Here is a 16,422-nt window from a genome sequence, read left to right on the forward strand (position 1 = left end):
GCGCGTCAGTGCTGCTGGGCCTTGCGGCGGCGCGCGATCAGGTAGCCACCCGCGCCGACCAGGGCCGCGGCGACCGCCGAGATCGCGCCGATCGGGGCGCTCGAACCGGTCTCGGCGAGGTCACCGTCGCCGCCCGCGGACGGGGACGGGGCGGCCGTCGGAGCCGTGGAGGCGGAAGTGGAGGAGGTGGGCTCCGCCGTCGGCTCCTGTGAGGGCTCCTCGGAGGGCTTCTCCGAAGGCTTGCCGGTCGGCTCCTCGCTCGGCTTGCCGTCGTCCTCGCAGTCGGTCCAGAAGACCTTGTGCTTGGCCTTGCCGTGCTCGCCGTCGAAGTTCCAGACGAGCTTGTAGTGCCCGTCGGGCAGGGTCTTGTCGTCCGTACGGCCGTGACCCTCGCCGTCCAGGGTCAGTGAGCCGGTGTCAGCGACCGTGCCCTTGGTGCCGGTGGGCGGCATCTCGACGATCTTCCAGTCGACTTTCTGGCCGCCGTCGAAGCCGAAGGCGTCGAGGTAGAAGGAGCAGACGTGCGGCTCGTTCTTGCGGAGCTCTTCGCCGGTCTTGGCGTCGTGGATTTTCACGGTGCCGTTGTCGCCGGGCGGAGTGGCGAACGCGGATGGAGCGGCCGACAGCGAGAGCGCCGCTGCTGCCACCAGGGCGCCTGTGGACGTAAGGGTGCGCATGGGCAATCCAACGTGAGAGAGGGTGGGTGCCGTGGGGGGCGGCTCAGCGTCCTGTGAACTCGCGCGCCCGTCAAGGCAAATAGTGACGCATCTGCACCAAGAGTCGACACTTGTCCCGATAGTCCTGGATAACGATCAGGTGAATGCGCCGTTCCGGCAAGCGGGTTGGGGCTCCGGGAGTCCGGGCTCAGAGTGCGAAGAACGCTCCCACCAGCAGCCCGCCGCCCGCCGCCGCCGTCGCCCAGGCGAGCCGGGTCAGTCTGAGGCCGCCGCCGATGACAAGGGCGGCGAGGAGCAGTGCGCCGCCGAACGGAAGCCAGGCGTGAAGGGCGCCCGCCGTGCCGGTGCGGACCACTTCCGCCGTGCCCGGCTTCACCACCACCTGGAGCTTCGCGCCCTTCTTCACGGCGATCGACTTCTCGATCGTCATACCTGTGCGGGGCGCGGCCGAGCCCTCCGGGTCGTACGGTCCTGTGCAGGTGTCCTCGCCGCAGCCGGTGACCGTGAGCGTGCCGTGTTCCCGGCCCTTCGCGAGCAGGACGTGCTGGGCCGTGCCCCACGACGACCAGAAACCGGCCACCAGTAGCAGCGCGGCAACACAGGCCATGGCCGCCCGGCGGCCGTAGAGGAGCAAACGAGTCCGGTTCACAACGCGCGATCCTTGGCCATGCGACCGCGCTCGGTCAACCTATGGCCCGGCCTTATCAGGAGTTGTACGTACTTTGCGCCCGCTCCAGGCCCTCGGTCACCAGGCACTCCACCGAGTCCGCCGCCCGGTCCACCAGGTAGCCAAATTCCTTGCGTTCGGTGGACGAGAAGTCCTTCAGTACGAAGTCCGCGACCTGCATCCGGCCCGGCGGGCGGCCGATCCCGAACCGCACCCGGTGATAGTCCGCGCCCATCGCCTTGGTCATGGACTTCAGGCCGTTGTGCCCGTTGTCGCCGCCGCCCAGCTTCAGCCGCAGCATGCCGTAGTCGATGTCCAGCTCGTCGTGGATCGCGACGATGTTGGAGACCGGCACCTTGTAGAAGTCGCGCAGCGAGCTGACCGGGCCGCCGGACAGATTCATGTACGACATCGGCTTGGCGAGGATCACCCGCCGGTTCTCAGGACCGGGCGCGCCGATCCGGCCCTCCACGACCTGCGCCTGCGCCTTCTGCGCGCGCTTGAACTTGCCGCCGATGCGCTCCGCGAGCAGGTCGGCGACCATGAACCCGACGTTGTGCCGGTTCGCGGCGTAGTCGGGCCCGGGATTGCCGAGGCCCACGATGAGCCAGGGGCTGTTCACCTCGGACATCTGCGCTGCGTCTCCTCGCGTAAGGCGTAAGGGCATTGGTACCCAGAGGAAACGGGGTGGCGGGCCGCAGCCCGCCACCCCGTCAAGCCAAGCTCAGGCAGAGCTTACGGCTCAGGCCTCGGCGGCCTCTTCACCCTCGGCCTCGGCCTCGCCGGTCGGCTCCTCGGCCTGCGCGGCCAGGACCTGCACGACGACGGTGTCGTCCTCGACGGCCAGGGTCGTGCCGGACGGCAGCGGCACGTCCTTGGCGAGGATGGAGTCACCGGCAGCCAGGCCCGCGATGGAGACCGTGACGGACTCGGGGATGTGCGTGGCCTCGGCCTCGACCGGCAGGGCGTTCAGCACGTGCTCGACCAGGTACGCACCCGGGGCCAGCTCGCCCTCGGTGTGCACGGGGATCTCGACGTTGACCTTCTCGCCGCGCTTCACGATGAGCAGGTCGACGTGCTCCAGAAAGCCCTTGATCGCGTCGCGCTGCACGGCCTTCGGGATGGCCAGCTCGGTCTTGCCCTCGATGTCCAGGGAGAGCAGAACGTTGGACGTACGCAGGGCGAGCAGCAGCTCGTGGCCCGGCAGCGTGATGTGGACCGGGTTGGAGCCGTGACCGTACAGAACACCGGGAACCTTGTTCTCGCGGCGGACGCGACGGGCCGCACCCTTGCCGAACTCGGTACGGATCTCGGCGGCGAGCTTCACCTCGGACATGTGCACTCCTCGTATTGCAGAAAAAACTCTGGTGGCGGTCACCCGGCCACGACAGGCCTGCTACGAAGAGCGCGTCGATAACGGACCGCCGCACCGAAAAGTGCGGCCTCCCTCGCCGAGCAACTTGGACAGTCTACTCGGAGTGCCCCGAGCCACCCAATTCGATCAAGAGGTCCCGAGCCCAGCCACCGGCAGGACATGAGAAAGGGCCGCTCCCGGCGGGAACGGCCCTTTCTCGTACGTCCTTTAGCCCTGCTCCTCGAAGAGGCTCGTCACCGAACCGTCCTCGAACACCTCACGCACCGCACGCGCGATCGTCGGCGCGATCGACAGCACCGTGATCTTGTCGAGCTCCAGGTCGCCCGGGTCGGGCAGCGTGTTCGTGAACACGAACTCGCTCACCTTGGAGTTCTTCAGACGGTCCGCGGCCGGGCCGGACAGGATGCCGTGCGTCGCCGTCACGATCACGTCCTCCGCGCCGTGCGCGAACAGCGCGTCCGCGGCGGCGCAGATGGTGCCACCGGTGTCGATCATGTCGTCGACGAGGATGCAGACGCGGCCCTCGACCTCACCCACGACCTCGTGGACGGTCACCTGGTTGGCGACGTCCTTGTCGCGGCGCTTGTGGACGATCGCCAGCGGGGCGTCGAGCCGGTCGCACCAGCGGTCGGCGACGCGCACCCGGCCGGCGTCGGGGGAGACGACGGTGAGCTTGTTGCGGTCAACCTTCGCGCCCACGTAGTCGGCGAGCACCGGCAGCGCGGAGAGGTGGTCCACCGGGCCGTCGAAGAAGCCCTGGATCTGGTCGGTGTGCAGATCGACCGTGAGGATGCGGTCGGCGCCCGCGGTCTTCAGCAGGTCGGCGATCAGCCGGGCCGAGATCGGCTCGCGGCCACGGTGCTTCTTGTCCTGACGGGCGTAGCCGTACGACGGGATGATCACGGTGATGCTCCGGGCGGAGGCCCGCTTCAGAGCGTCGATCATGATCAGCTGCTCCATGATCCACTTATTGATGGGAGCCGTGTGGCTCTGCATCAGGAAGCAGTCCGCACCGCGGGCCGACTCCTGGAAGCGGACGTAGATCTCGCCGTTCGCGAAGTCGAAGGCCTTCGTCGGCACCAGGCCGACACCCAGCTGGTGTGCGACCTCCTCGGCCAGCTCGGGGTGGGCGCGGCCGGAGAAGAGCATCAGCTTCTTCTCGCCGGTCGTCTTGATCCCGGTCACAGCACTGTCTCCTCAGACGTGTTCTCTGGCCACGGGCGTACTGAGCGTGAGCCAGCCGAATTTGTGTGCACGTATCACGGTACGCCGAGATCGACGCACCCGTTTCCGGTCAGTTCCCGTCGGCGACCGGTTCCGTTGCCACCTGCGCCGCTTGCGCGGCGGCGCTTCCGGGGCGCTTCCGAGCCACCCAACCCTCGATATTCCGCTGCTGGCCGCGGGCGACGGCCAGCGAACCCGCCGGTACATCCTTGGTGATGACCGAGCCCGCCGCGGTGTACGCGCCGTCCCCGATCGTGACGGGAGCCACAAACATGTTGTCCGAGCCGGTCTTGCAGTGCGAGCCGATCGTGGTGTGGTGCTTGGTCTCGCCGTCGTAGTTCACGAACACGCTCGCGGCGCCGATGTTCGTGTACTCGCCGATCGTCGCGTCGCCGACGTAGGAGAGATGCGGCACCTTCGTGCCCTCGCCGATCGTGGCGTTCTTCATCTCCACGTACGTACCGGCCTTGGCCTTCAGGCCGAGCCGGGTGCCGGGACGCAGATACGCGTACGGGCCGACCGACGCCGACTCCCCGATCTCCGCGGTGTCCGCCACCGTGTTGTCCACCCGCGCGCCCGCGCCGACCGTGGTGTCTTTGAGCCGTGAGTTGGGGCCGACCTCCGCGCCCTCGGCGAGATGGGTCGCGCCCAGCAGCTGCGTCCCGGGGTGCACGATCGCGTCCGGCTCGAACGTCACCGTCACGTCCACGAGCACCGACGCCGGGTCGACGACCGTGACACCGGCCATCATCGCCCGCTCCAGGAGGCGCTCGTTGAGCAGCTTGCGCGCCTCGGCCAGCTGTACGCGGTTGTTGATGCCCAGGATCTCCCGGTGGTCACCGGCGACGGACGCGCCGACCCGGTGACCGGCCTCGCGCAGGATGCCGAGGACGTCGGTGAGGTACTCCTCGCCCTGGCTGTTGTCCGTACGCACCTTGCCGAGCGCGTCCGCGAGCAGCTGGCCGTCGAAGGCGAAGACCCCGGAGTTGATCTCCCGGATCGCGCGCTGCTCCTCGGTGGCGTCCTTGTGCTCGACGATCGCGGTGACGGCGCCGGTGACGCTGTCCCGCACGATCCGGCCGTAGCCGGTGGAGTCGGGGACCTCGGCGGTCAGCACGGTGACGGCGTTGCCGTCGGCGGCGTGCGTCGCGGCGAGCGCGGTGAGCGTCTCGCCGGAGAGCAGGGGAGTGTCGCCGCACACGACGACGACGGTTCCCTCGGGGGTCTGGCCGAGCTCTTCGAGGGCCATCCGGACGGCGTGCCCGGTGCCGTTCTGCTCAGCCTGGTAGGCGGTGCGGGTGCCGGCGTACTGCTCGGCGAGATGTCCCTTGACCTGCTCACTGGCGTGGCCGACGACGACGACGAGGTGCTCGGGGTCCAGCTCGCGAGCGGCGGAGACGACGTGTCCGACGAGCGAGCGCCCGCAGATTTCGTGCAGGACCTTGGGGGTCTTCGACTTCATGCGGGTGCCCTCACCCGCTGCGAGGACGACGACGGCTGCCGGGCGGTTGGCGCTCACGGGAATGCCCTTCGGCTTCGGGTGGTGGACATCCGAAGGATACCGGGGGGTTTCAGGAGTGAAATAAGGGCGGGTCCTGACAATGAGAGTCAGAACCCGATGCAAGAGGCTCCCCCGCCAGGACTCGAACCCGGACTAATGGCACCAAAAGCCACTGTGCTGCCAATTACACCACAGGGGATAGCTGAGTCGATCATTCCGGACATTACCCCCGGGCTGCCGACTGGGCACCCCACACTATGCCGTACCACCCGCCCTCGGTGCGACGGTACTTGTCCTCAGGCTGCCCCGCACTCCCCACAGAAGCTGCCCCGCACTCCCCGGAAAATGAGTCGCACCCGCCCGTAGGCTGGAAGGCATGACCACAACGGGGGAACACCAGGACGGCACGGGCACGACCGCCCGTGGCTGGCTGTGGTGGAGACGGCGGCGCAGTGTCGCGTTGGACGTGGGGCTCGGGATCGTCTCCGCCATCGAGTGCGCTCTGGAGGGTGTGGGGTTCGCGGACAGGGCCGCCATTCCCGTGCCCGTCGGGGTGCTGTTCGGGCTGGTCGTCGGGTCCGTGCTGGTGCTGCGGCGGCGGTGGCCGATCGCCGTGGTGCTGGTGTCGATCGCGATCATGCCCGCCGAGATGGGCTTTTTGATGGGCATCGTCGGGCTCTATACGCTCGCCGCGTCCGAGGTGCCGCGCCGGATCACCGCGACGCTCGCCGGGATGTCGCTGGCCGCGACGCTGATCGTGTCGTTCGTGCGGGTACGCCAGGAGGTGCAGTCCGCGGACTTCGATCCGGCGCCCGGCGCCTGGTACGTACCGACGATGGCGGGCTTCATGTCGCTCGGCCTGACCGCGCCGCCGGTGCTGCTCGGTCTCTACATAGGGGCCAGACGCCGGCTGATGGAGAGCCTGCGGGAGCGCGCGGACAGCCTGGAGCAGGAGCTGTCGCTGCTGGCCGACCGGGCCGAGCAGCGGGCCCAGTGGGCGCGTACGGAGGAGCGGACCCGGATCGCGCGGGAGATGCACGACGTCGTGGCGCACCGGGTGAGCCTGATGGTGGTGCACTCGGCCGCGCTGCAGGCGGTGGCGCTCAAGGATCCGCAGAAGGCCGTGAAGAACGCCGCGCTGGTGGGGGACATGGGCCGGCAGGCGCTGACCGAGCTGCGCGAGATGCTCGGCGTGCTGCGGGCGGGCGACGACGAGCAGCGGGCTGCGAAGCCGGTGCCGCTGGCCGCGGTGGGGGTCGCCGCGGCCGCCGCGGCGGCCGCCGCCGCCGAGGACGGGCCGTGTCTCGCCGACTTGGAGGGTCTGGTCGGCCAGTCGCGGCAGGCGGGGATGGTGGTCGAGCTCGTGGTCCAGGGCGAGGGACGGGAGTACGCGCCGGAGGTCGAGCAGACCGCGTACCGCGTGGTCCAGGAGGCTCTGACGAACGTCCACAAGCACGCGGCCGGGGCGAAGGTGATGGTGCGGCTCGCGCACCGCGGGGCCGAGGTCGCCATGCAGGTGGAGAACGGCGCTCCGGACGCCGACGGTGCGGCAGCGGCCGCGCGGCTGCCGAGCGGCGGCAACGGCCTGGTGGGGATGCGGGAGCGGGTGCTTGCGCTGGGCGGGGTGTTCGTGTCGGGGCCGACCGACGTGGGCGGCTTCCGGGTGTCGGCGGTGCTGCCGGACCGGGACGGGCACGGCGAGCAGCAGTTCTGACCCGTACTGGCCTGTACTGATCGGCCCCGGTCGGCCCCGTAGGCTCCGGTCGGCCCTGGGCTCAGCCGAGCGTGAGCCGTGGCGGCTGGGCGCCCGTGACCAGCGTGGCGAGCGCATGGTCGATGTCCGGGCCGAGGTACCAGTCGCCGGTGTGGTCGAGGCTGTAGACCCGTCCCTCGACGTCGATCGCCAGTACCGCCTGGCTGTCGCCCTCCTCCCCGAGCGGGGAGATCTCGGTGTCCAGCGCGCGCCCCAGATCGGCGAGGGTACGGGCGAGGTGGAGCCCGGCCAGCGGGTCGAAGCGCACGGGCGTGGGGGCCGTCTGCCGGCCGGGGCCGGGGGCCGCGACGCGCAGTCCGCCGAATTCCGCCCAGGCCTCGACGGCCGCGGGGAACACCGCGTGCCGGTGGCCGGCCGGCGAGGCGTACGCGCGCAGCGTGTCCGCCCAGTGCTCGGCCAGCTTGATGTCCCAGCGGCCGGGCTGCCACCCCGCCTCGCGCAGGGCGGCGTCGACCGCGACCGGGAACCGGGTGGTGCTGAGGTGGTCGGGCATCGGTGCGGGTTCAGCCGTTCTCGGGTGCGGTCGGGTCGACGGGGCGTACCCCGAAGTGGTCGAGCATCGCCGTACAGGAACGGCAGGGCGGTGCGTAGCTGCCGTGCAGCGGGTCGCCGTCCTCTCGGATCCGGCGTGCGGTCAGTTTCGACTGTTTGAGTGTGCGCCGCGCCTCGCTGTGGGTCAGCGGCTTGCGCTGCGCCCGCTTCGAGCGCTGCGACTCGGCGGCGGTGAGATGGCGCGAGAGCAGGATCGCCTCGGGGCAGCGGCCGGTGAAGCGTTCGCGCTGGCCGCTGGTGAGGGTATCGAGGAAATCCTGTACGAGCGCGTGAAGTACGGGCGGCTGGTCGCCCTTTCCCGCGGTGCAGGTGAGGGTCTCGCCGCGGACGGAGAGGGCTGCGGCGACGGCGGGCAGGATGCCGTCGCGGCGGTGGTTCAGGGCGGGCGGGCAGTGGGGCTCGGTGCTGCTCCAACTGAGGCGTGGATCACCTGAGGTGCCAGACGTACTTGGTTGCGCTGTGTGCATGGTGCTGTCGTCCCCTCCCCTGCAATCCCCCGAGTTGCGGGGACAGCCTGCCAAATGGGGCGGGGGGTGCGGAAGCTGGGGCACTGAAACGTGTCGACCCGTCGGCAAACGGTCACTCGACTGTGACTGTTCGTGACGGAACCGGAGCGTCGGTTCTCCCTACTGCCCCACCGCATAGGCTGTCCTGAACCAGCCGGAACGCAGCAGGGGGCATACCGCCATGACGACAGGTCGGCAAGGGCTGGGGGCACCTCCCGGCCCCCAGGCCGGGGGACAAACCGCGCCACCTAACGCGGCCTACGCCGGGCAGGTCGTGAACTTCCCGGATCCGGTCCGGGCCTCCCGCCACCCTAGAGGTGTGCGCGTGGACGAGAACGGCTTTCCGGACTTTTCGCCGTACGCGCGTGCCGCCGCGCAGATTGCCGAGCCCCCGGAGGGCTTCGGCGTCGACGAACTGCGGCTCACCGACTACGTATCGGCGAATGCGGCGTTGCACGCCGACGGCCATGCGCTGTGGGCCACGATTCCCGCGGTCGCCACGCCGCACGGCTGGACCTGGCACCACGTGCCGGGCACCCGCCGTCTCGAGCTGGTCCCGGTCGAGGTGAAGGCGCTGCTGCGGCATCACGGCGGACTGGCGACGACGCCGGTGGACCAGAGCAAGCGGGGCACCCGGCCGCTCCAGGAGACCCGGCCCGCGCACTTCGGCCTGCCCAAGGGCGTGGTGTCGGTGACTGAGCAGCAACTGCTCGGCGTCGAGGAGGACTTGGGTTATCGGCTGCCGGGCGCCTACCGCTCCTTCCTCAAGGCGGCGGGCGGCTGCGCGCCGGTCGGGGCGGCGCTCGACGCCGAGTTGGGGCTGCTGGTCGACCAGCCGTTCTTCACGGTGCGGGACGAGGCCGGGGTCAATGACCTGGTGTACGTCAACAAGTGCCTGCGGGACCATCTGACCAAGGACTACCTGGGCGTCGCGTTCGTCCAGGGCGGGATCCTGGCGGTGAAGGTCAAGGGCTCGGCTGTCGGCTCGGTGTGGTTCTGCGCGTACGACGACGCACGGGACCAGGACGGCTGGAGCGTGCAGGAGCGCGTGGAGCGGCTGCTGCTGCCGTGCGGCGACGACTTCGACGGTTTTCTGCAGCGCCTGGCGGGCAATCCGCCGGAGCTGGAGACCGTGGCGAACCTGATGGTGGACGGCGGCTTCGCGCAAGCCGTCCCGATCTCGGACGAGGGGTGACGGTCCGATGGTGACCTTCGCGCAGGCGCAGGAGCGCGCGGAAGAGTGGGTCAACGGCGATGTGCCCGCGTATCAGCACCGTGAGGTGCGGGTGCGGGAGTTCGAGCTGGGCTTTGTGGTCTGGGCGGAGGACCGCGATGGGGGTACCTCCCAGGCCGAAGGCTCTGGCGGAGGCGCCCGTTCGACTGGCGGGCAGCAGCGGCTGGTGATCGCCCGCGACAGCGGTGAGGCGACGCTGTGGCCGGGGCTGCCGGTGGGTGAGGTGATCCGCCGGTACGAGGAGGAGTACGGGATCCAGGAAGAGGTCGCCGCCGCGCCGGAGCCGCCGCAGCGCATCGACCTGAATCAGACGTCGTTCTTGTTGAGCCCGCCGGAGTGGCTCCAGGAGGCGGCGGACAAGCTGGGGATCCCGGACCGGCGGTCGCCGGAGTCCGGCGCGGCGGCTTCGGGTTCGGGTTCGGGTTCGGGTTCGCCGGAACCGGCGGCTGCGGGCGCGCCGTCTTCCGGGGCCGACTGGTCGGCCCCCGCTGCCGCTTCGGATGCCACCGGCCCCAACGCGTCGCAGGCGGGCGGGAGTTCGTCCGCCTCCGGGTCGGCGTGGCCCGCCGCCGGGTCCTCGGGCGGCGACGCCTCGCAGGGCGGGTCGCTGTGGCCCAGCGCCGGTGGCGGCGACTACGAGCCGACGGCATCCGACGGTGTGCCCTCCACGCCGTCCGGGGCCGCCGCGTGGACGGACACCAACGCCGCGGGGTCGGACGACGCGTCCGTGCCGCTGCCGGCCACGGTGTTCGCGCCGCCGATCTCCGGTGCCGACGACGAAGACACCCCGTCGCCCGCGGTGGGCGCGGATGCGCCGACCGCGCTGATGTCTGGCGGCAGCCAGTTGCCGCGGACCGCGGTCGCCCCGGCGCTGAACCAGCAGCCTGGGGGACCTGCCGGTCCGGGTGCGGCCGACATCGCCGACGCGGCGACGAGCAAGGCGGTCCTGCCGCCGCGTGGCTCGCGCGGAAGCGGTCCGACGACTCCGCCGCCGCCCGGCGCTCCCGGCACTCCGGGCGCACGGCCGGGGGCGACGCCGCCGCCGTCGGGGCCGGGTGCTCCCGGTGCTCCGGCGGCCGGCTATCTGCCGACGCAGCTCGTCTCGCAGCTGGGTTCGGAGGGACCGCAGCCGCCCGGCCCGCCCGGTGCGCCCGGTGCTGCTCCGACGCCTCCGGGTCCGCCTGGTGCGCCGACGCCCCCTGGTCCGCCCGGTGGTGGCGTGCATCATGCCGCGACGATGCTCGCCGGACCCGCCCAGACGGGCCCCGGTGCGCCGCAGCCCCCCGGTCCGCCTGGGGCTCCGCAGCCCCCCGGTCCGCCTGGGGCTCCGCAGCCTCCTGGTCCGCCCGGCCCTCCTGGTGGCACGCCGCCGCCCGGTGGCGGCGTGCACCATGCCGCGACGATGCTGGCCGATCCGAGCCAGATGGGCGGCCCCGGTGCGCCGCAGCCTCCGGGTCCGCCCGGTGCGCCGACGCCCCCTGGTCCGCCCGGTGGTGGCGTGCACCATGCCGCGACGATGCTCGCCGGACCCGCCCAGACGGGCCCCGCTGCGCCGCAGCCCCCCGGCCCGCCCGGTGCGCCTCCCGGCCCGCCGCCCGGTGGTCCCGTACCGCATGCGCCGCAGCCACCCGCGTACGGCTATCCGCAGCAGCCGCCGTCCGGCATGCCGACCGTCGGCCCCGGCTACCAGGCCGTGCTGCGCTACCGCGCGCCCGACGGCTCCGAGGCCCAGCTGATCCGCCGCTCGGCGCCCGGCACTCCGCACCCGGAGTGGCAGATCCTGCATGAGCTGCGCGCCATGAACGTGCCGCCGCAGCAGGTGCTGGAGCTGCACACCGAGCTGGAGTCGTGCGAGCTGCCCGGCGCCTACTGCGCGCGGATGATCCGGGAGACCTGGCCGCAGGTGCGGATCACCTCCGTCGCTCCGTACGGCAGGGATCACGCCAGCCGGCAGCAGGGCATGCAGCATTTGCTCACCCACCAGGGCGAGTTGCACCAGGTCGCGGACGGCCCGGCGCGGCCCGCGCCGGTGCGGGCGCCGTTGCCGCAGGTGGCGCCGGCCCCGCCGATCCCCCCGGAGGGGATCGCGCAGGAACTGGTGGGCGCGTTCGGGCCGCAGGGCATCTGCCGGTTCGACCAGCGGGCCGTCTCGCGTCAGGGAGTGCCGGAAATTGTCGCGGCCACGCTGGTGTGGGCGGGGCTGCCGGGCGACTTCAACCCGTTCTTCTGGGCGCAGCCGGCCCAGCCCGTCGTCCCGACGCTCGCGGAGCTCGCGGCACAGCGGCAGATCCAGCCCGCCGCCGACGCGGGTTCGTACCTCGTGGTGGGCAGCGACTTCGGCCGCGCGATCTGCGTCCAGTACGGCACGGCGCACATCGTGGCGGTGCCGGTGGAGGCGGGTCCGGGCGGTCAGCCGGTGGCGCCGCAGTTCGTGAACAGCGGGCTGCCGGAATTCACCCGCTGCCTGGCGCTGCTCGGCCGGATGTGGCGGCTGCGCTTCGGGCTCAACCCTGAGCAGGCCGGCCGCTGGACGGTGGACTTCCAGGCGCAGCTCGCCGCGCTGGACCCGGCGGCGCTGGCGTCGCCGGAGAGCTGGTGGTCGGTGCTGGTCGAGCAGATGTGGGACGGACTGCTGTAACGCCGTACACGACGAATCACCGGGGCGCCCGGTCTGCTGCGGCAGACCGGGCGCCCCTCCGTTTGCACTCGACTCCGACTTCTTTCACCAAATGGCGCATTTCTGAGCGTGGTGAGGTGGAGTGTTGCGTTATGAGTACTTCAGTCCGATCCAGCAGGATGTGCGCAAATCACGATGTCTGTCATTGTCTGTCACTCGAGAGAGGCTTGAAGGTTGACATCCTCCACCCCCTGGCGGGGGTGGATTCCTTCCCTTGCGGGTTGGGCTTTCTGCTTCGCTGACAGTTGCCTCTCAGGAGTGCTCCGTTGAGGTCTTACACCGTCTCCACAGACTGTCACCGCCAGCCCGGCGGCCAGTATGTTCTTCGCTGCGTTCACGTCCCGGTCGTGGACTGTTCCGCAGTCGCATGTCCATGTCCGGACGTTCAGGGGCAGCGTGTCTCGGATGGTGCCGCATTCGGAGCACAGCTTGGAGGAGGGGAACCAGCGGTCGATGGCGACCAGGTTCCGTCCGTACCAGGCGCACTTGTACTCCAGCATGGAGCGCATGTCGGTCCAGGCCGCGTCCGAGATCGCGCGGGCCAGGGTGTGGTTCTTGACCATGTTGCGTACGGTCAGGTCCTCGACCACGATCGTTTGGTTTTCACGAACGAGTCGAGTGGTGAGCTTGTGCAGGAAGTCCCTGCGGCGGTCGGCGATCCGGGCGTGCACCTTGGCGACCTTGCGCCGGGCCTTGGCCCGGTTCGCGGAGCCCTTCTCCTTCTTCGCCAGCACACGCTGGGTCTTGACGAGCCGGGCGCGGTCCTTGCGCTCATGCCGGGGGTTGGCGATCTTCTCCCCGGTGGAGAGCGTCACGAGGGTGGCGATCCCGGCGTCGATCCCCACTGCCGTATCCGTGGCGGGGAGCGGCTGGACGCCGGGGTCCTCACACAGCATGGACACGAACCAGCGCCCGGCGCTGTCCTGCGACATGGTGACCGTAGACGGCTCAGCACCCTCCGGGAGGGGACGCGACCACGCGATCGCCAGCGGGCCGTCCATCTTGGCCAGCGTCAACTGACCGTCCCGGTACTTGAACGCGGAGCGGGTGTATTCCGCGGAGCGGCGCGTCTTCTTCTTCGACTTGAACCGTGGATACTTCGCCCGTCCCTCGAAGAAGTTCGAGAACCCGTGTTGCAGGTGACGAAGCGTCTGCTGCAACGGAACCGACGACACCTCGGACAGAAAGGCCAGTTCCCGGGTCTTCTTCCACGCGGTGAGCATGGCCGAGGTCTCGTTGTAGTTCACGCGCCGCTGCTCGCCGAACCACGCCGTGGTACGGGCCTCCAGCGCCAAGTTGTAGACCTTGCGCACGCACCCGAACGTGCGCGACAGCTCGGCTGCCTGCGCATCGGTCGGGTGGAAGCGGTACTTGAACGCCCGCTTCACATACTCGGTCTTCATATCTCACAAACTATAGGCCAGTTGGTGAGAGGTCGAAGCGTCAGAACAGAGATGCAACGACACACCGCCGCTTCGCGGCTCCGGGCCAAGGATGCGTTTCCCGCCCCGGCTGAAACCGGGGGTTTACCCGCAAGGAGATTGGGATGAGTGCTGCATCGGTGTCACCTCACGGCTTCGTCGCCGTACGTGGGCGTGGCTACCCGCTGAAGGAGACCGACGCCTACGTCACCTCCCTGTCCCAGGACCGCGACGACGCCTGGGAACGCGCCGCGCGCCTCACCGTCCTCGCCAGAGAGATGGAGGCGGAGGCGGCCGGCCTGCGCGAGAGGGTCGCGGCGCTCGCACCGCCGACGTACGAGACACTCGGCCGACGCGCCGAGTGCCTGCTGGCGCTGGCCGTTGAGGCGTCCGAGGAACTGCGGGCCACGTCCCAGGACGAGGCGCAGGCGGTGATCGAGGCGTCCGACGCGGCCGCCCGCCGGACGCGCGACGCGGCCCGCGAGCACGCCGATTCGGTACGGGCGGACGCCGAGACCCGGGCCCAGCAGACCCTCCTCGCCGCGCAGGCCACGGCGGACGAGATCCGCATCGAGGCCCGCCGCGACGTCAAGGAGCGGCGCGGCGAAGCGGTTGCCGCGTGGAAGGAGATGCGTCTGCGCACCGAGAGCGCCCTGGCCGACCTGGAGACGGAGCAGGCCGGTCGCTGGGAGGCGGTGGAGCGCGAACTTGCAGACTGCTCAGCCGAGTTGGACGCGCGCCACGCCGAACTCACCGCTGACGCGGAGGCCGGTCTCTCGGAGGCCAAGTGCATCTTCGCCGAGTCGGAGGAGTACACCCGCCACGGCCAGGAGGACGCGGAGGCCCGGGCCGCCGAGCTGCTCGCCGAGGCCCGGGCGTCCGCGGAGCGGATCGCGCGCGAGACGGAGCGGCTGCTGCGGGAGCACGAGGAGTCCCGGGAGGAGATGGAGGCGCACATGGCGCACATCAGCAACAGTCTGGCGGCCCTGACGGGCCGCGCGGCGGCGGAGGGCTGAGCGGGCCCTACGCCGGTCGTGCGGGCCGACCCGGTCGCGGTCTGAGGGCAAGCTCGGGCACGCCGTAGTGCACGCGCCGGCTACTTCTCGGGCTTGTCGGCGATGACCGGGAAGCGGCGCGGGGCGACGAACACCAGGACCAGCAGGGCGACTCCGGCCGCCGCTGCCGCGCCCACGTAGACATAGTCGACCGCAGTCGCGACCGCACGCCGCAGATTGTCCGCCGACTCGTCCGTCGCCAGCGTGCGTGCCACCGAGTCGAGGTCGCCGCCGCCGAGGCGAGTCGCCAGCACTCCGTTCGCGATCGCCCCGAAGAGGGCCGCGCCCACGCTCTGGCCGACCTGGCGGCAGAAGAGGACAGACGCCGTTGTCGTACCCCGCTCCGACCAGGGGACCGTCGACTGGACGCCGACGATCAGCGGGAGTTGGAAGAGGCCGAGCGCCGCGCCGAGCAGCAGCATGATCAGGGCCGGCTGCCAGGGTTCGGCGGGGTGGGGGAGCAGCGGGAAGGCCAGCAGGACCAGCATCGCGAGCGTGATCCCGACGACCGCGGTGAGCCGGAAGCCGATCCGTGTGTAGACCCGGTTCGACAGCGCCGCGGTGATCGGCCAGCTCAGTGTCATGACGGAGAGTACGAATCCCGCGGCGATCGGCCCGAGGCCGAGCACCGACTGCGCGTACGTCGGGAGGAAGACGGTCGGGGCCACCATGAGCAGGCCCAGCGCGCCGAGCGCCAGATTGACCGCGGCGATCGTGCGGCGGCGCCAGACCCAGCCGGGGATGATCGGCTCCGCGGCCCGCCGTTCGATGACGACGGTCACGGCGACGAGGACCGCGCTGCCGCCGAGCAGCGCGAGCGACGGGGTGGAGAGCCACGGCCAGGCGATACCGCCCTGCACGAGCGCGAAGAGCAGCAGGCTGCCGGTGAGGAAGACGGCCAGTGCGCCGGGCCAGTCGATACGGGGGCGGGGTCCCCGTTCCCGTACTGGCTCGGTGAGATGGCGGGCGACCAGCCACAACGCCACTGCCCCGACCGGCAGATTGATCAGGAAGATCCAGCGCCAGTCGGCGTACCCGGCGAGCAGCCCGCCGATCGCCGGGCCCGCCACCGCCGAGACCGCCCACACCGTCGACAACTTCGCCTGGATCTTGGGGCGTTCCTTGAGCGGGTAGAGGTCGGCGGCGATGGTCTGCACCGTGCCCTGGAGCGCCCCGCCGCCCAGGCCTTGCACGACTCGGAAGGCGATCAGCGAGGCCATGTTCCAGGCGGCGGCGCACAGCAGCGAGCCGGCGAGGAAGAGGATGATGCCGGCGATCAGTACCGGCTTGCGGCCGAAGGTGTCGGAAAGCTTTCCGTAGACGGGGAGAGAGACGGTGACGGCTAGCAGATAGCCGGAGAAGAGCCAGGAGAAGACCGAGAACCCGCCGAGGTCGCCGACGATCTGCGGTACGGCGGTTGAGACGATGGTGCCGTCCAGCGCGGCGAGCGCCATGCCGAGCATCAGGGCGGCGACGACCGGGCCGCGGCGGCCGCGCGGGGCGGCGGTTGCAGTGGATGCCTCCGACGCCGCGGATGCCTCGGACGCCTCCGATGCCGCGCTCGCCGCCCCGCTCACCGACCCACTCGCCGCCCCGGATGTCTCGCCGTCGGCGCCGGTGCTGCCCGTACTGCCGCCCGTGGCGCTCACCCCTGAATCCTTTCCCCCTGCACGTATTTCCCGGGACAGCCTCTCACTTGAGCCTCACGCAGGGGGAGGGTGCAGGCTCGACCCGTGCCGTTCCACCCGGAGGTGGAGTC

Annotated in this window: 14 protein-coding genes and 1 tRNA gene; 4 read left to right on the top strand and 11 right to left on the bottom strand. The window is 70.7% G+C overall.

What is annotated here, in order from left to right; genetic code table 11:
- Positions 1 to 5: 5 nt before the first annotated feature.
- The 7 genes from QFZ67_RS22855 to QFZ67_RS22885 all read right to left on the bottom strand — a co-directional run bounded on the left by QFZ67_RS22855 (position 6) and on the right by QFZ67_RS22885 (position 5,643).
- A complete protein-coding gene (locus QFZ67_RS22855; protein ID WP_307662941.1) occupies positions 6 to 677 on the bottom strand; it encodes a PT domain-containing protein in 672 nt (223 codons plus the stop codon).
- 187 nt (positions 678 to 864) lie between these two features.
- Positions 865 to 1,284, bottom strand: coding sequence for a hypothetical protein (locus tag QFZ67_RS22860; RefSeq protein ID WP_307665930.1), 420 nt, complete (start codon positions 1,282 to 1,284; stop codon positions 865 to 867).
- 97 nt (positions 1,285 to 1,381) lie between these two features.
- Entirely contained in the window at positions 1,382 to 1,975 is a 594-nt protein-coding gene (gene pth / locus QFZ67_RS22865; protein ID WP_307662942.1) for an aminoacyl-tRNA hydrolase, read from the bottom strand.
- Between the two features lie 111 nt (positions 1,976 to 2,086).
- The gene (locus QFZ67_RS22870) at positions 2,087 to 2,680 is read right to left on the bottom strand and encodes a 50S ribosomal protein L25/general stress protein Ctc (protein ID WP_307662943.1); all 594 of its coding nucleotides are present in this window, start codon (positions 2,678 to 2,680) and stop codon (positions 2,087 to 2,089) included.
- 246 nt (positions 2,681 to 2,926) lie between these two features.
- A complete protein-coding gene (locus tag QFZ67_RS22875; RefSeq protein WP_307662944.1) occupies positions 2,927 to 3,904 on the bottom strand; it encodes a ribose-phosphate diphosphokinase in 978 nt (325 codons plus the stop codon).
- Between the two features lie 109 nt (positions 3,905 to 4,013).
- On the bottom strand, positions 4,014 to 5,462 hold the full coding sequence (gene glmU, locus QFZ67_RS22880) for a bifunctional UDP-N-acetylglucosamine diphosphorylase/glucosamine-1-phosphate N-acetyltransferase GlmU (RefSeq protein ID WP_307662945.1): 1,449 nt from the start codon (positions 5,460 to 5,462) through the stop codon (positions 4,014 to 4,016).
- 109 nt (positions 5,463 to 5,571) lie between these two features.
- Positions 5,572 to 5,643: transfer RNA gene (locus tag QFZ67_RS22885), tRNA-Gln, on the bottom strand.
- A 177-nt stretch (positions 5,644 to 5,820) separates the two neighbouring features.
- Between QFZ67_RS22885 and QFZ67_RS22890 the strand changes: the two genes are divergently transcribed.
- Positions 5,821 to 7,158: a sensor histidine kinase gene (locus QFZ67_RS22890; RefSeq protein WP_307662946.1), complete on the top strand. Its 1,338-nt coding sequence runs from the start codon at positions 5,821 to 5,823 to the stop codon at positions 7,156 to 7,158.
- Positions 7,159 to 7,219: 61 nt separating this feature from the next.
- Here QFZ67_RS22890 and QFZ67_RS22895 read toward each other — a convergent pair whose 3' ends face one another.
- Both QFZ67_RS22895 and QFZ67_RS22900 read right to left on the bottom strand, forming a co-directional pair.
- Positions 7,220 to 7,711, bottom strand: a complete 492-nt coding sequence (locus tag QFZ67_RS22895; protein ID WP_307662947.1) for an SUKH-3 domain-containing protein — start codon at positions 7,709 to 7,711, stop codon at positions 7,220 to 7,222.
- Between the two features lie 10 nt (positions 7,712 to 7,721).
- Positions 7,722 to 8,237, bottom strand: a complete 516-nt coding sequence (locus QFZ67_RS22900) for a YwqJ-related putative deaminase (protein WP_307662948.1) — start codon at positions 8,235 to 8,237, stop codon at positions 7,722 to 7,724.
- Between the two features lie 220 nt (positions 8,238 to 8,457).
- Here QFZ67_RS22900 and QFZ67_RS22905 point away from each other — a divergent pair, with 220 nt between their 5' ends.
- Complete coding sequence (locus QFZ67_RS22905) at positions 8,458 to 9,471, top strand: SMI1/KNR4 family protein (protein WP_307662949.1); 1,014 nt, start codon at positions 8,458 to 8,460, stop codon at positions 9,469 to 9,471.
- A gap of 7 nt (positions 9,472 to 9,478) precedes the next feature.
- Positions 9,479 to 12,148, top strand: a complete 2,670-nt coding sequence (locus QFZ67_RS22910; RefSeq protein ID WP_307662950.1) for an SUKH-4 family immunity protein — start codon at positions 9,479 to 9,481, stop codon at positions 12,146 to 12,148.
- A gap of 191 nt (positions 12,149 to 12,339) precedes the next feature.
- On the opposite strand, the gene QFZ67_RS22915 is transcribed toward QFZ67_RS22910, so the two are convergent.
- On the bottom strand, positions 12,340 to 13,590 hold the full coding sequence (locus QFZ67_RS22915; RefSeq protein WP_307662951.1) for an RNA-guided endonuclease TnpB family protein: 1,251 nt from the start codon (positions 13,588 to 13,590) through the stop codon (positions 12,340 to 12,342).
- Positions 13,591 to 13,733: 143 nt separating this feature from the next.
- On the opposite strand from QFZ67_RS22915, the gene QFZ67_RS22920 reads away from it, so the two are divergent.
- Positions 13,734 to 14,624 carry a cellulose-binding protein gene (locus tag QFZ67_RS22920; RefSeq protein ID WP_307662952.1) on the top strand — a complete coding sequence of 297 codons (891 nt, stop codon included), beginning with the start codon at positions 13,734 to 13,736 and terminating at the stop codon, positions 14,622 to 14,624.
- Positions 14,625 to 14,704: 80 nt separating this feature from the next.
- Here the strand turns inward: QFZ67_RS22920 and QFZ67_RS22925 are convergent, their stop codons facing one another.
- Positions 14,705 to 16,312 (bottom strand): MFS transporter, encoded by a 1,608-nt coding sequence (locus QFZ67_RS22925; RefSeq protein ID WP_307662953.1) that lies wholly within the window; start codon positions 16,310 to 16,312, stop codon positions 14,705 to 14,707.
- Positions 16,313 to 16,422 lie beyond the last annotated feature (110 nt).

The sequence above is a fragment of the Streptomyces sp. V1I1 genome, from assembly GCF_030817355.1.
GTDB lineage: Bacteria > Actinomycetota > Actinomycetes > Streptomycetales > Streptomycetaceae > Streptomyces.

What these genes read in the sequence shown, in the direction of transcription:
- QFZ67_RS22890 (WP_307662946.1), top strand. Translation starts at nt 5,821, where the DNA reads ATGACCACAACGGGGGAACACCAGGACGGCACGGGCACGACCGCCCGT.
- QFZ67_RS22905 (WP_307662949.1), top strand. Translation starts at nt 8,458, where the DNA reads ATGACGACAGGTCGGCAAGGGCTGGGGGCACCTCCCGGCCCCCAGGCC.
- QFZ67_RS22910 (WP_307662950.1), top strand. Translation starts at nt 9,479, where the DNA reads ATGGTGACCTTCGCGCAGGCGCAGGAGCGCGCGGAAGAGTGGGTCAAC.
- QFZ67_RS22855 (WP_307662941.1), bottom strand. Translation starts at nt 677, where the DNA reads ATGCGCACCCTTACGTCCACAGGCGCCCTGGTGGCAGCAGCGGCGCTC.
- QFZ67_RS22915 (WP_307662951.1), bottom strand. Translation starts at nt 13,590, where the DNA reads ATGAAGACCGAGTATGTGAAGCGGGCGTTCAAGTACCGCTTCCACCCG.
- QFZ67_RS22920 (WP_307662952.1), top strand. Translation starts at nt 13,734, where the DNA reads ATGAGTGCTGCATCGGTGTCACCTCACGGCTTCGTCGCCGTACGTGGG.
- QFZ67_RS22895 (WP_307662947.1), bottom strand. Translation starts at nt 7,711, where the DNA reads ATGCCCGACCACCTCAGCACCACCCGGTTCCCGGTCGCGGTCGACGCC.
- QFZ67_RS22870 (WP_307662943.1), bottom strand. Translation starts at nt 2,680, where the DNA reads ATGTCCGAGGTGAAGCTCGCCGCCGAGATCCGTACCGAGTTCGGCAAG.
- QFZ67_RS22860 (WP_307665930.1), bottom strand. Translation starts at nt 1,284, where the DNA reads ATGGCCTGTGTTGCCGCGCTGCTACTGGTGGCCGGTTTCTGGTCGTCG.
- QFZ67_RS22900 (WP_307662948.1), bottom strand. Translation starts at nt 8,237, where the DNA reads ATGCACACAGCGCAACCAAGTACGTCTGGCACCTCAGGTGATCCACGC.
- pth (WP_307662942.1), bottom strand. Translation starts at nt 1,975, where the DNA reads ATGTCCGAGGTGAACAGCCCCTGGCTCATCGTGGGCCTCGGCAATCCC.